This window comes from Nostoc linckia z4 (assembly GCF_002608075.1).
Lineage (GTDB): Bacteria > Cyanobacteriota > Cyanobacteriia > Cyanobacteriales > Nostocaceae > Nostoc > Nostoc linckia.
The window spans coordinates 100,290-112,923 of sequence record NZ_LAHA01000017.1 but is presented as its reverse complement, the minus strand read 5'-3'; the positions used below and the strand labels follow the sequence as shown (position 1 = coordinate 112,923).

Annotated in this window: 11 protein-coding genes and 1 rRNA gene; 3 read left to right on the top strand and 9 right to left on the bottom strand. The window is 40.0% G+C overall.

What is annotated here, in order from left to right:
- From VF06_RS16135 to VF06_RS16125, 3 genes are all read right to left on the bottom strand, one after another.
- Positions 1 to 229: ribosomal RNA gene (locus VF06_RS16135) — 16S ribosomal RNA — on the bottom strand; the annotation flags it as partial.
- A gap of 339 nt (positions 230 to 568) precedes the next feature.
- Positions 569 to 1,465 (bottom strand): indole-3-glycerol phosphate synthase TrpC, encoded by an 897-nt coding sequence (trpC, locus tag VF06_RS16130; protein WP_099071242.1) that lies wholly within the window; start codon positions 1,463 to 1,465, stop codon positions 569 to 571.
- Positions 1,466 to 1,564: 99 nt separating this feature from the next.
- Positions 1,565 to 1,843: a HetP family heterocyst commitment protein gene (locus VF06_RS16125; RefSeq protein ID WP_099071241.1), complete on the bottom strand. Its 279-nt coding sequence runs from the start codon at positions 1,841 to 1,843 to the stop codon at positions 1,565 to 1,567.
- Positions 1,844 to 3,223: 1,380 nt separating this feature from the next.
- Here VF06_RS16125 and VF06_RS16115 point away from each other — a divergent pair.
- Positions 3,224 to 4,093: a response regulator transcription factor gene (locus VF06_RS16115; protein WP_099071240.1), complete on the top strand. Its 870-nt coding sequence runs from the start codon at positions 3,224 to 3,226 to the stop codon at positions 4,091 to 4,093.
- 14 nt (positions 4,094 to 4,107) lie between these two features.
- On the opposite strand, the gene VF06_RS16110 is transcribed toward VF06_RS16115, so the two are convergent.
- The 4 genes from VF06_RS16110 to VF06_RS16090 form a co-directional block, all read right to left on the bottom strand.
- Complete coding sequence (locus tag VF06_RS16110) at positions 4,108 to 4,437, bottom strand: DUF3082 domain-containing protein (RefSeq protein ID WP_099071239.1); 330 nt, start codon at positions 4,435 to 4,437, stop codon at positions 4,108 to 4,110.
- Positions 4,438 to 4,545: 108 nt separating this feature from the next.
- Positions 4,546 to 5,499 (bottom strand): 4-(cytidine 5'-diphospho)-2-C-methyl-D-erythritol kinase, encoded by a 954-nt coding sequence (ispE, locus tag VF06_RS16105; RefSeq protein WP_099071238.1) that lies wholly within the window; start codon positions 5,497 to 5,499, stop codon positions 4,546 to 4,548.
- Positions 5,500 to 5,683: 184 nt separating this feature from the next.
- Positions 5,684 to 6,508 (bottom strand): 16S rRNA (adenine(1518)-N(6)/adenine(1519)-N(6))-dimethyltransferase RsmA, encoded by an 825-nt coding sequence (gene rsmA, locus VF06_RS16095; protein ID WP_099071236.1) that lies wholly within the window; start codon positions 6,506 to 6,508, stop codon positions 5,684 to 5,686.
- A 296-nt stretch (positions 6,509 to 6,804) separates the two neighbouring features.
- Entirely contained in the window at positions 6,805 to 7,935 is a 1,131-nt protein-coding gene (locus tag VF06_RS16090) for an ABC transporter ATP-binding protein (RefSeq protein WP_099071235.1), read from the bottom strand.
- Between the two features lie 200 nt (positions 7,936 to 8,135).
- Here VF06_RS16090 and mrdA point away from each other — a divergent pair, with 200 nt between their 5' ends.
- Complete coding sequence (gene mrdA, locus VF06_RS16085) at positions 8,136 to 9,968, top strand: penicillin-binding protein 2 (protein ID WP_099071234.1); 1,833 nt, start codon at positions 8,136 to 8,138, stop codon at positions 9,966 to 9,968.
- A 122-nt stretch (positions 9,969 to 10,090) separates the two neighbouring features.
- Here mrdA and VF06_RS16080 read toward each other — a convergent pair whose 3' ends face one another.
- On the bottom strand, positions 10,091 to 10,891 hold the full coding sequence (locus VF06_RS16080) for a M15 family metallopeptidase (protein ID WP_099071243.1): 801 nt from the start codon (positions 10,889 to 10,891) through the stop codon (positions 10,091 to 10,093).
- A 101-nt stretch (positions 10,892 to 10,992) separates the two neighbouring features.
- Between VF06_RS16080 and VF06_RS16075 the strand changes: the two genes are divergently transcribed.
- Positions 10,993 to 11,910, top strand: a complete 918-nt coding sequence (locus VF06_RS16075) for an AEC family transporter (protein ID WP_099071233.1) — start codon at positions 10,993 to 10,995, stop codon at positions 11,908 to 11,910.
- Positions 11,911 to 12,080: 170 nt separating this feature from the next.
- On the opposite strand, the gene VF06_RS16070 is transcribed toward VF06_RS16075, so the two are convergent.
- The gene (locus VF06_RS16070; protein WP_099071232.1) at positions 12,081 to 12,593 is read right to left on the bottom strand and encodes a phosphoribosyltransferase; all 513 of its coding nucleotides are present in this window, start codon (positions 12,591 to 12,593) and stop codon (positions 12,081 to 12,083) included.
- Positions 12,594 to 12,634 lie beyond the last annotated feature (41 nt).

The following is a 12,634-nucleotide window of genomic DNA, read 5'->3' as shown; positions in this document are numbered from 1 at the left end:
TACCCCACCTACTAGCTAATCGGACGCGAGCTCATCTTCAGGCAGCAAGCCTTTCACCTTCCGGCACATCCGGTATTAGCCACCGTTTCCAGTGGTTGTCCCAGACCTGAAGCTAGATTCTCACGCGTTACTCACCCGTCCGCCACTATGTCCGAAGACACCGTTCGACTTGCATGTGTTAAGCATACCGCCAGCGTTCATCCTGAGCCAGGATCAAACTCTCCGTTTTGTTGTGTTTTGAGTTTGTTATCCGAAACAAGACTATATCTTTTTCGGAATCCTAGTTATAATTTTTTAGTTAGTCTCGATTTGGTAACCCCAAATTAGACTTACTTGACGAGGATTAGTTATCTTGAAGCTTTCAAAGTATTGTATTTTTACGGTTCAGTCGTTGACGGCGTTTTTTCTCTCGCCTTCACACTTATCTAGAGTAACGAGTCTATTGGGTATTGTCAAGGGTTAAACGAAAATTTTTTCTGAATTGGCTAAATTCGTTGAACAGTAGTGCTTTCACCTGTCTGACTTGGGCAAAAGGAGAAATCAAGGTGATATTGTTCAATCATTCAATTCAAAACAATCTTTCCTTGATTGCCTTCTTAAGAAAGCTGTTGTGGTTAGAAAGATTTAGTTGCAGCAGGTTACGTACAGCCTGCTGTACATCCTCTTGTTTGATTAAAGGGTCTCCAAGCAAGACAGCATGTGTCCCAGCTTCAGAAACAAAGGATAAGTCAGCAGGTGTATACAAGCCGGACTCACTGACTATACTGATGCCCAAGTTCTGGATCTGCGATCGCCTAGCTGCCAGCAACTGCCCAGTTGTATTGATATCAATGCTAAAATCTTCAAGACTTTGATTGTTGATTCCTATCAGACGTACATCATCAAGCTTTAGTACCCGATCCAGCTCTGCCAAAGTACGGACTTCTACTAAAGCGTTCATCCCTAGATAGTGAATTACTCGTAAAAAGTTTTGCAGTTGGCGATCGGACAGAATGCTTGCAATCAGTAGTACAGCATCTGCGCCTGCTGCTCGTGCTAAATAAATTTGGCAAGGATCTAAAATAAAATCTTTGCAAAGTAGAGGTAATGTTACTCTGTGGCGGATAATGCGTAAAGTTTCAAAACTACCGTGAAAGAACTTGTGATCGGTGACCACAGAGATACAAGTTGCACCACCACGCTCATAAGCTTTGGCAATGGCAACTGGATCTAAGTCTTGTTTGATGATTCCATGAATTAAAGATGCTTTTTTCACTTCTGCAATAATACAAGGTCGGTAATGACTTTGTTGCAAAGCGCTTAAAAAATCTCGTACTGTAGGTGCAGCAGTTAACTGACGTTGCAACGAAGCCAAAGACATTTCCTGCTGAATTTGTGCAACTTCATACTTTTTCTGCCATACAATCTCCTTGAGAGTAGGTTGTAGTAAATGAGTATTATGTGTCGTCGTAAATGGATAAGTCATATGTTAATGATGACAAAAAAGTATGAATTGGAATATGTAAGGCTACGCCGAAATGTTGTTTTTCAATGAACGTGTGTAAAAACACCGTCTTTTAATTTTTCATAGTTGAAGCCAAGTGGATTTAAAATTTAAAGTTTCCATACCTTCACTATTAGTTTGACTAGATTTGGAAGTGTCAACTAAACAGTTATTTTTCAACAATCTAATGTAGGTGCGATAGGGTATGTAATCTATTGGGTTGTAACCCGAAAAGCGGAGGATTAAAACGCAGGCCCAAGAATATTTACCTGCGATAATTGCTTTGAGTATTTGCTCAATTTGTTCGTTATTAATTTTTTTACTCATTTGTGTTTGATAACCAGTAATGTTTTGATTCATGACAGGTGCTCTTTTATACTATTAGAATAAGTCTTTAATTCACAGGTTATTGGTACTGAAATTTATTTTGAAAATTTTTTATAGTATATTTTTTGTAACATTATTCCAATGAGCGAAATTATTGAATTTATATAAACTTCTAATACATGAGTATCGAGATTTAATTGAGATATATTTAAGTATTTTTTCTCGACAATTCATTGGCTTGTGTTTTTTATTTCATCTTCAGCATTTTTATACCTATAGTTCGAGGACATAAAAACCCATGAATCAAGAAATTATTAGGACAAATTTATATTAAAAGTAGGGGCGGGTATAACTGATAAAATAAATATCTAGTTTAACCCGCTCTTATAGATGAACCGTATTGCAGAAGCAGCTTCTTCATTAAGCTTACTCAATGTTAGCTAAACTAGTATATGAAAAATTTTTTGATGGACGTGTCTATTTTTTTGTTTTTTAAATCTAATTTATTTTCTTTAGGAAAACTAACTTGGACTGGCAGAAGGCACAATAGTTCTGATGAAGTTTTATCTGTGAATGCATACGGAATTCAGGAACTTCTGGGTTCTACAATTAGGCCTTTTAGAAGGCGTTAAGATCCTTTGACGACAAAAAAAGTATTAAAGGTACCTATTTGCTTGATACCTTCTACTCCTTTTGGAGGATATTTGACTGGATAAGCATAAGATTAATCTAAAAAAAGTATACCTTGTGACAGATGACAGTGTTTATATTTATATAGTTTAATCCCTGAATGAACAAAGAAAAATTAAATTAGCAAAAACTATTTTTAATGATTGAATCTCTATGAATTAAAAAGAATGTATTGGAATATAGAATCGAGAATAATTTATATTAGTGATTAATAATCATTTTGATTAGTCTACGTTCTTTTAGACATTGGTATTATATTTAGTTATAGATTTAAAAAATGGTACATAACATTTGTCTATAGCTAGAATAACTGCAAAAATATCTTTACATTACCATTATAAAAAAATCATATTTTATTGTTAAAATCAAAATTAAAATCATAACGTATATCTGATGCTTGTTAATGCATTTTATTTTTGACTAAAGAACAACAGGATTGAGAATTTGACAAAGCTGTGATTAGCAACTTATTAATGACTGTGGATCTAACTTATTTGATGGAGTAACCAGATATATAAATTCTGGTGGGTACAGGTAAGTTGAATTGAACTTTCCATTGATGCTAGAGCCAGAATTAGAGTTGAAATTTACTTGTTCCTAGATGCAGTTTTCGTAGTTATTAACTAGTAACTATGTTCGGATAAGGACTTATAGATTTTTAGAGAACACTCAGAACAAAGTTCGATCGTCATTTCCTGCCACAAAAATCCTATTGATGGAAAAATGATACACGAATCATCGAAAAAAATTCTTGTTATTGAAGATGATGCAGTTACCCGCAATGTCTTCTTAGAGGTTCTTGAGGCTCAAGGTTTTGATACCATAGGTGCTGAAAATGGCTTGACTGGTATTCAGCAAGCACAAGAGAATTTACCCGACTTGGTAATTTGCGATATTCTAATGCCAGATATGGATGGTTACAGTGTTTTGACTACACTGCGTCAATATCCTGATACGGCTATTATTCCTTTCATTTTTTTGACTGGTAGTAATACTCAAGCGGATCTTCGTAAAGGTATGGAGTTGGGAGCAGATGATTATTTGACCAAGCCTTCTACCATAGAGGATTTACTCAGAGCGATCGCTGTCCGATTTGAAAAGCAAGCTTTATTAAAGTATTGGTATACAAATAACTCTCATCAAATTAACCGATCGCTAGCTTCGTCTATTAACTCTGAGTCCATTTTTCCATCTATTCCTCAATTACAATCAGTTTTCGACTTCATTGAAGATAATTATCACCAAGGAATTACTTTGTCTGATGTTGCAGTTGCAGTTGGTTATTCACCTGCTTATTTAACCAACCGGGTGGCGAAGCAAACAGGAGAAACTGTAAACGCTTGGATTGTTAAACGGCGCATGGCAGCAGCACGTCCATTACTCAAAAATACCAATCAAACAATTGAGAAGATTGGTATTGCAGTAGGCTATCAAAATACATGTCATTTTTCCCGCCAGTTTCGTCAACATCACGGTCTTTCACCAAAAACTTGGAGGAAACAACAACAACTTCTTGAATCCTCGAAAACTACGAAACTACAATTAATTAAAAATCATGGTTCCTTGGAAAAACTTGTCTCTTTAGGTTGTTGATTCATAGCAAATTCTCAGCTTTCGCTAATTTTCGGTTTAGTTAACTGCTGTATTAATAATTGCAGTGTCAACGCCAACAAACCAATTGCTACTATGCCAAAGATGCCGCTTCCTAAAGCAACTACACCAACTACTAATGTGCGGACAGCCGAAGTAATTTTTATTACTAATGGATTCAATGAATGGACAGGTTTGGTAGCAAAACTAGTGGCGATGCTAATCATTAGCGAATACAGTCCAAATGCCATTGCTCCAGAAATTACAGCACCAATTATCGAACGCAACGGGCTTGCTGTCACCTGAACTTGAGAATCTGTTTTTGGGGTTAGATTTTGGTCACTCATACAATTTTAGATTTTAGATTTGGGATTTTCAATTGGGAAAACAAGCAGTGTTGAGTGGGGAGTTTTTGTCCTTGTCCTCTCGCCTTTTTCACTCACCACTCTCCATTTTTAAACTGAAGATGCCACCTGAATACCGTGTGTAATTGTCCGACTCACAAAGAATTCTAAGTCTTCATCGGAAATTGCTTCTCTGACATGCAGCTTAACTTTTTCTGCTTGCTGTTCAGAATCAAAAAGAGCAAATACTGTCGGCCCAGAACCAGACATCATTGTTCCTAAAACGCCTTCTTGATTTGCAAAGACTTCTCGGAGTTGCAGTACTTGGGGATAAGCTGGTAATACTACACGTTCTAAATCATTGTGCAGTTTTTGGGCTATTTTTTCTGCGTTTTTCTCAAAAATCGCTTTTACTATTTCTCCTGAGTGGACTGCATTAGCCCGTGCTGCTAAGTCGTTGGTATCTCTAATATAAGAATCACCAAATTCCTGGCGATAGGTTTTGTAAGCCCAAGCAGTAGAAACTTCTAAACGGCGGTATTTTGCCAATACTATATATATGTTATCCAAACTTGGTAATGGAGAAAGTTGTTCGCCTCTACCTGTGGCGATCGCCGTTCCACCTGATACACAAAACGGTACATCTGAACCGAGTGTTGCTCCCAATTCTTCTAATTCTGACTGAGTTAGTCCCAATTTCCAGAGTAGATCTATTCCTACCAACACAGCGGCTGCATTTGTCGAACCTCCAGCTAACCCAGCAGCTACAGGAATTTGTTTGTCGATGCTAATTTCCAGACCCCCATACTTAGCAAAGGCTTCAGGAAATTCCCTCGCCATTAATTCCGCTGCTTTGTATGCTAAATTACTTTTATCTATAGGTACTTGTGGGTGATTGCAGTGGAGACGAATACTTTCATTGCTTGTGGATACTATATTAATGCGGTCTCCCAGGGAAATACTTTGGAGTATCATTGCTAACTCATGATAGCCATCAGGGCGATGGCCAATGATTTCCAAATACAAATTGATTTTAGCAGGGGCAATTAAACTGTAGGAATGCATTTTGAAAGTTGGGAGTTGGGAGTTATGAGTTGGGAGTTAGGAGTTGGGAGTTGGGAGTTAGGAATTGGGAGTTGGGAGTTGGGAGTTAGGAGTGAGTGAATTTTGAGTTTTAAATCTAGACGACTATCTCGCAGTTGACTTTTAACTTTTAACTCCTCACTCCTCACTCCTCACTCTTAACTTTTCACTTCTCACTTTTAACTTTTAACTCATTTGCCAGAGTTACCCATTGCTCAACGCTGAGGTCTTCGGCTCTGGCTTGAGGATTTATTTTTAATTGTTCCAGTAATTGGGTTAAGCGATCGCGTTCTACGGCTGATTGCAAATTATTTCGTAACATTTTGCGCTTGGCGGCAAATCCTAACTTTACCAAAGTCTCTAACTGTTTAGGATCGAGTGCTGGAATCTCTATTTTTCTGGGACGCAATCTTACCACTGCTGAATCGACTTTTGGGGGTGGATGGAATGCGGCGGCTGGGACTGTGCAAATTAATTCACACTCGGCTAAATATTGTACTCGTAAGCTCAAGGCACCAAAGGCTTTTGACCCTGCTTGGGCGTACAATCTTTCTGCTACTTCTTTTTGTACCAGCAGCACTATTGAGGCAAACGGTTCGGGGTTGGGGTTAGCAATAGTACCGAGTAGTTTTTCAATAATTGGGCCTGTAATATTGTAGGGGATATTGGCTACTACTTTATTTTGCTTTTGGAAATTAGGAAACGCTACCAAGTGAGATGGTAAATCTACGGTGAGAAAATCTCCTTGTAAAAGTAGAAAATTTTCTCTTTTAGCTAGTTGCTTTGCCAATAGTTCGCATAAGTCGCGGTCTATTTCAACTGCTAGTAGAGATTGTACTAAAGGTAGTAAGCGACGAGTGAGAATACCCGTTCCTGGGCCGATTTCCAGGATGCGATCGCTCTGTTGACACTCTGCTGCTTTAATAATTGCGTCGAGTGCTTTTTCACTTTTAAGCCAATGCTGAGCAAAGACCTTGCGCGGTCGGATCATTTATAGTTTTACCTGGTGTGGTTTTTAGATTTTTCCGAAAGATGTGTTTGTTAGTTTTTTATCAAAAAATAATTCAGTAAACAGCAAGCTGGCATAGAATTAGTAACCGAATTAATCTAATTAAATCGGAATTCACAAAAATATTATCAACGAAATTTAAGGGTTATGAAACTTTTCTGAATTTGTCTGTTAGTAAAGCGTTGACATTTCAACGCCAAGGTACGCAAAAAATTTGGTAGAAATTAATGAAATGTTGTACTTAGCTTTTTTGTAGTTTCCTAAGAAACAAACAACCACTAATTACTTAATAATGCTAAACAATCGGTTTCTGCCCACCAAGCATAAATTGGTGTATCGCGGTCTGGTAGGCTACCAAAAGTATTAGGTTGTAATGCATTTATTTTGACGCCATTTGTTAATTCCATGATGTAATTAACATGTGTTCCTAAATACATCACATTAACTAATCGACCTTCAAAACAGTTTGTTGGTAAATTAGGGGGATAAAGGGACAACTGAATTTTTTCTGGGCGTACACTAACAATCACAGATTGTGATAGTTGAGATGGGGTATCTTCAGCGCGAGCAACGGTAATTGAGAGACCAGTTTTTGTCAAAATTTGCACATCAGCAGAGTTTACGGCGAGAATTTCACCGCTAAATAAATTGGTATCCCCGATAAAATCAGCTACAAAAGATGTTTGGGGACGTTCGTAAATTTCGCTGGGAGTACCAATTTGCTCTATTTTGCCTTGATTCATGACGGCAATGCGATCGCTCAAAGAAAGCGCTTCTTCTTGGTCGTGTGTTACCATCACGAAGGTCAAACCCAAGTCTTGATGTAAATTTGATAACTCAACTTGCATTTCCTTGCGTAATTTTAAATCCAAGGCCCCTAAAGGTTCATCTAGTAGGACAACGGCGGGACGGTTGACTAAAGCTCTAGCCAAAGCAACCCGTTGCTGTTGACCGCCGGAAAGTTGGTTGGGAAAGCGCGATTTTAAACTTTCCATTTTCACCAGTTTTAAAGCTTCTTGGACTCTACTTTCAATTACAGCTTTACGTAATTTTTTTAACCGCAGTCCAAAGGCAATGTTATCCCAAACATTTAAGTGGTTAAATAAAGCGTAACTTTGAAATACGGTATTGACTGGTCGGCGGTAAGGGGGCACATTAGTCATAGATTGACCCTGAATCAATACTTTACCAGTGTCAGCTATTTCAAAGCCTGCTATTAAGCGCAGTGTTGTTGTCTTTCCACAACCGGAGGGGCCTAAAATACTAAAAAATTCCCCCTGTTTAACTTCCAAGTCGATTCCGTGAACTGCTGGTTCTCGATCGAAAAACTTGAATACATTACGCAGTTCAACGTCAAGTGGATGAAAACCTGCGATCGCCCTCTGATTCTGCATCACAGTTTGAGCCATAATCCTTAGTAGAATGCCGTGATTTTACCTGATTTGGTCAATTTATCTACTCTATTGGGCAGACTAGATTTGACACTTTGGTTTATTGTATCCGCCAAAAACAATATGTTCATAAATATACCAAGCTAATTCTCTATCACCCAGTAGTGGCGATCGTAAATATTTACAGATAATCTAAATTTTGAAATAGTTTTTCTCTTATGACTTTATTAAAACCATCTCCATTTGGTGGGAAAAAAAATACACGCACAGTGGGACGCGGTGTCCAGCCGATATTTTTCATCGTATTTACTCTGTTGATGGTGACGGGAATCGGTACTCGTTTAGCATACTTGCAAATTATTGAAGGCGGAAATCATCGCAAACGAGCAGAAGCAAATCGCATTCGTATGATCCCCAAACAACCAGAACGGGGGAATATTTTTGACCGCAACGGCAAACTTTTAGCTAGTACTCGCTATCCTCGTTCTGTATATTTGTGGCCGATGGCACATACTAAACCTTCGTGGTCGGTTGTGGCTCCACGTCTATCTCAAATTCTGGATGTTCCCGAAGAAGAGATGGAAAAGAAACTAGAAGAAGCTGGTGCTAACTCTTCTTCTTTGATTCGCATTGCTCGTGATTTGAATGAAGCACAAATTACGGCCTTAAAGGAGTATGAAAGCGAACTCAAAGACGTAGAAATTTCTACGGAAGCAGTTCGTTACTACCCGCATGGTAAAGAACTAGCACATGTACTAGGTTATACAAGAGAACTAACCCCCGAACAGTTAAAACAAAGGAAGCAAGAAGGTTACAGATTGGGTGATGTCATCGGTCAAATGGGAGTTGAGAAGGCTTATGAGAAAATGTTGCGGGGTGAATGGGGAGGTCAACAGGTAGAAGTGGATGGCGCTGGGCGACCGCTGCGGGTTTTGGGAGAGAAACAAGCCAAAGCTGGTAATGATTTGCACTTGACCATAGATTTAGAGATGCAAAAGACAGCTGAAAAAGCTTTAGGCAATCGCAATGGAGCGATCGTCGCGTTAGATCCCAGAAATGGTGCGGTTTTAGCAATGGTATCTCACCCCACCTTTGACCCTAATATTTTCTCCAAACAAAAACTCACCCAAAAAGATTGGGAAAGCGTTCAAGGTGTAGAACATCCCTTAGTAAATCGTGCCCTCAGTGCCTTTCCACCCGCCAGTACGTTCAAAATAGTTACTACCACTGCTGGGTTAGAATCAGGAAAATTTTCGCCTAGCACAGTTTTACAAACCTACGGTTCCTTAAACATTGGGGGTACACGTTTTGGCGAATGGAACCACGCCGGATTTGGCCCGTTGGGTTTCGTGGGAGCATTACAGTGGAGTAGTGATACATTCTTTTATCAAATTGGTCGCGGAGTTGGCGGCCCGACATTAATTGAATGGACTCACAAGTATGGATTTGGTAAAAAAACTGGCTTTGAATTTGTAAACGAAGAAACAGCAGGTTTAGTACCAGATGAAGCATGGAAACAGAAAGCATGGAAGATGCCTTGGACTGTAGGAGACAGCATTAACATGTCAATTGGTCAAGGCGCTTTACAAACAACACCTTTGCAAGTGGCGATTATGTTTTCCGTACCAGCTAACGGTGGTTACCGAGTCCAGCCGCATTTGCTCAAAGACAATGAAGAAGCCAAAAGCTGGCGAGAGTCTTTGAATATGAAGCCGACAACCATAACTGTTCTGCGTCAAGGACTGCGAAAAGTAGTATCTGAAGGTACGGGAAAAGCTTTGAACAAACCAACCATTCCTCCAGTAGCTGGTAAAAGTGGTACCGCTGAAGCATGGAAGGGTCATGTTAAACAAAATCACGCTTGGTTCGGTGCTTATGCTCCCGCAGATCGTCCAGAAATTGCCATCGTGGCCTTTGCTGAACATTCCGGTGGTGGTGGTGGTAGCGTTGCTGCACCAATGATTTTACAAATTATGGAAGAATATTTTTATCGAAAGTATCCAGGTAAATATCAAAAACCAGAAAGTGAAAATCCAGTAAAAAGCCGATAAAAGTAATAGGGCTGAGGTAGCGATCGCAAAAATCGGCAAATCGAGATGGGGGGGGAGAATAATAACTCCCCAGTCAACAATCAACAGTCAGCAGTCAACACTCCCTCTTCAATCAATAAATATTATTGAGCCGCCGGAGTTGGTTTTAAATTTCTGGCTCTATAGAATGTTTCCAAACTATCGCGATCGCCAACAAAACGCCAGTGCCAAGGTTCATAACTCACGCCTTGAACATTATTTTTGGGAAAAGACATTTCAAAGCCAAAACGCGCTGCATTTGTTCGTAGCCACTGATAAGCTTTGGTATTTTCAAATTTAGTTTCAAGATTAGTTGCTGGTGCTGCACCATCTCCAATATCCACAGCGTAGCCCGTGTGATGTTCGCTATGACCGGGAGGAGCGCTGAGGGCAGCTCGTTGGGCTGGTGTTTGATTTTTCTGGGCACCAAGAACAAAAAACAATTGCTCTTGGTCTTTAACTGAGCGAAAGCCAGAAATTGGCACCAAAATTACATTTGCACTCCGCGCTGTTGCCACCATCTCCTGAAATTTTTGGGCAGCAGCTTTCCGCATTCTGATGCCCCTATTTCCGGAAATGATTACCAGGTCTGATTCTGGCGCTTGTGTATATGTCAGATGTCCCAAAAGAGTATTGTTGGAATCATTAGATGCTTGGGGAGTCGCAGGAGCAGAACTAACTGGTGAAGGTTCGGAATTGGCAGTTTTTCTCGGTGTTGTTAGGAAAAACAAAAAACTGCTTACTAAAGCCAGTAATACAAATCCCGCAGCTCCCCCAATTAGTAAAATTTGGGGTTGCAACCACGCTTTCGGTGTTGCAACAGGAGTATCGCGTATAGCTACTGGAATGTCATCAGGATCGTGTGATGAATTTTGCAGTTTTTTAGAAAACCCAGCTTTCTTCAAGGGAAAACTCCTGTTTTGTGGGATAGCCATAACATATTTAGCACTGGACAAAAGTATAAGTAACAGGTAGCATTTTATATTGATGGTTCTTAGGTGGAATTTTGACAAACCTTTTAGAACTATACGTCAAGCTAGGAGGATTAGTACTGGTAGGTTTTATTTTGGGACGCAAACTACCTATGACAGTTCCTACCCTTCTCGGACGGTTTCTGTATTGGGTGGGAGTACCCATAAGCATAGTATCTTTTTTGCGTCAATCCAGCTTGTCGGCGCAGGTTTGGATTGCACCTGCCATCGCTTACCTAGCCATTCTACTCGGTGCTTTTTTAGGTTGGGTAGGTATGAAAGCACAAGCCCATTTTAGAAATACCATTCCCCAAGCGCCAACCCAAGCTAGCTTCCTGCTAACGACGATGTTTGGGAACACAGGCTTTCTCGGTTTTCCCATCACCTTAGCAATGGTAGGTAAGGAATACTTTGCTTGGGCGTTATTTTACGATTTGTTAGGTTCCTTTCCCGGAAGTTATGGCTTGGGTGTATTCCTAGCAGCACGTTTTGGCGGTGGCGTCCAAAATCACTGGTACACCGTGAAAGCCATCTTAATTAATCCTGGTCTGTGGAGTTTCGGATTTGGATTAGTATTTCGAGAGGTGGCAATTCCCACCGTTGTGGAATTATTCCTAGAGAAATTGGCTTGGACTATCCTAGCTTTATCTTTAGTGCTAATTGGAATGCGATTAGCACTACTCAATTCTTGGCGCAGCCTACCACAAGCAAGCATCAGTTTAATCATCAAAATGCTACTAGTGCCATTAATCTTGGGCAGCATCCTACCACTATTTGGATTAACGGGTTCCACAGCCAAGGTAATAGTATTGCAAATGGCTATGCCTCCAGCTTTCGCCACACTAGTAATTGCCGAAGCATTTAATCTCGATCGCGATTTGGCTGTGACAGCATTAGCCAGTGGAGTCATTCTATTGTTGGTTACTCTGCCGATTTGGCTGTGGCTGTTTTGATTTGGACATTGGGCATGGGGGAGTCGCTGCGGTCTTGGAGTCTCCCCAAGTGGAGCAAGTGGCGTCATGGGGCATGGGGCTTTCCAGGGAATGGTAAAAGGAAAAGGGGTAAGGGGGAAAGGTTAATTTATACCTTTACCCTTTACCCTTTAACCTTTTCCCTGCCTCCATCACCCCATCACCTTAGCCGCGAGTTCTGCAACATCCATATTCTCGTAGTGTTCAAAGGGTTGGTGAATCCAGGGGTTATCGGGTAGGTAATCAACGTAGTAATCGGGTGCTATAACTGAACAGGCTTTGTACCAGAGTACGGCTGTGCGAATTTCCTCAATGGCGAAATCTGTATTTTGTTTCAGCCAAGGAATAGTGTGCTGGAGTGTAATTCCAGAGTCTACTAAGTCATCAACTAAAAGAATGTGGGAACCTAATTTTTCATTGGTCATTGTCAAGTGGCGGGACAAAATTAAATTACTTCTTTCTTGTTTGCCAGGGCCACTGTAAGATGAGGTTGCTAAAATTGCTAGGGGTTTATCGTATATCCGGGAGAGAATATCTCCAACTCGTAGCCCTCCTCTAGCAAGACAAATAATTTGGTTAAATTGCCAACCCGATTCATAAATCTGAATGGCCAGTTGTTCGATTTTTTGATGATAATCTGACCAAGAAATGTAAAGGTCTGTCATACATTTTAGGGAAGTAATTGAAAATAAATTTATTATTTTAA

Coding starts and splice junctions, on each gene's coding strand:
- VF06_RS16125 (WP_099071241.1), bottom strand. CDS start 1,843: ATGAATCAAAACATTACTGGTTATCAAACACAAATGAGTAAAAAAATT.
- VF06_RS16090 (WP_099071235.1), bottom strand. CDS start 7,935: ATGGCTCAAACTGTGATGCAGAATCAGAGGGCGATCGCAGGTTTTCAT.
- trpC (WP_099071242.1), bottom strand. CDS start 1,465: ATGACTTATCCATTTACGACGACACATAATACTCATTTACTACAACCT.
- ispE (WP_099071238.1), bottom strand. CDS start 5,499: ATGCATTCCTACAGTTTAATTGCCCCTGCTAAAATCAATTTGTATTTG.
- VF06_RS16110 (WP_099071239.1), bottom strand. CDS start 4,437: ATGAGTGACCAAAATCTAACCCCAAAAACAGATTCTCAAGTTCAGGTG.
- mrdA (WP_099071234.1), top strand. CDS start 8,136: ATGACTTTATTAAAACCATCTCCATTTGGTGGGAAAAAAAATACACGC.
- rsmA (WP_099071236.1), bottom strand. CDS start 6,508: ATGATCCGACCGCGCAAGGTCTTTGCTCAGCATTGGCTTAAAAGTGAA.
- VF06_RS16070 (WP_099071232.1), bottom strand. CDS start 12,593: ATGACAGACCTTTACATTTCTTGGTCAGATTATCATCAAAAAATCGAA.
- VF06_RS16115 (WP_099071240.1), top strand. CDS start 3,224: ATGATACACGAATCATCGAAAAAAATTCTTGTTATTGAAGATGATGCA.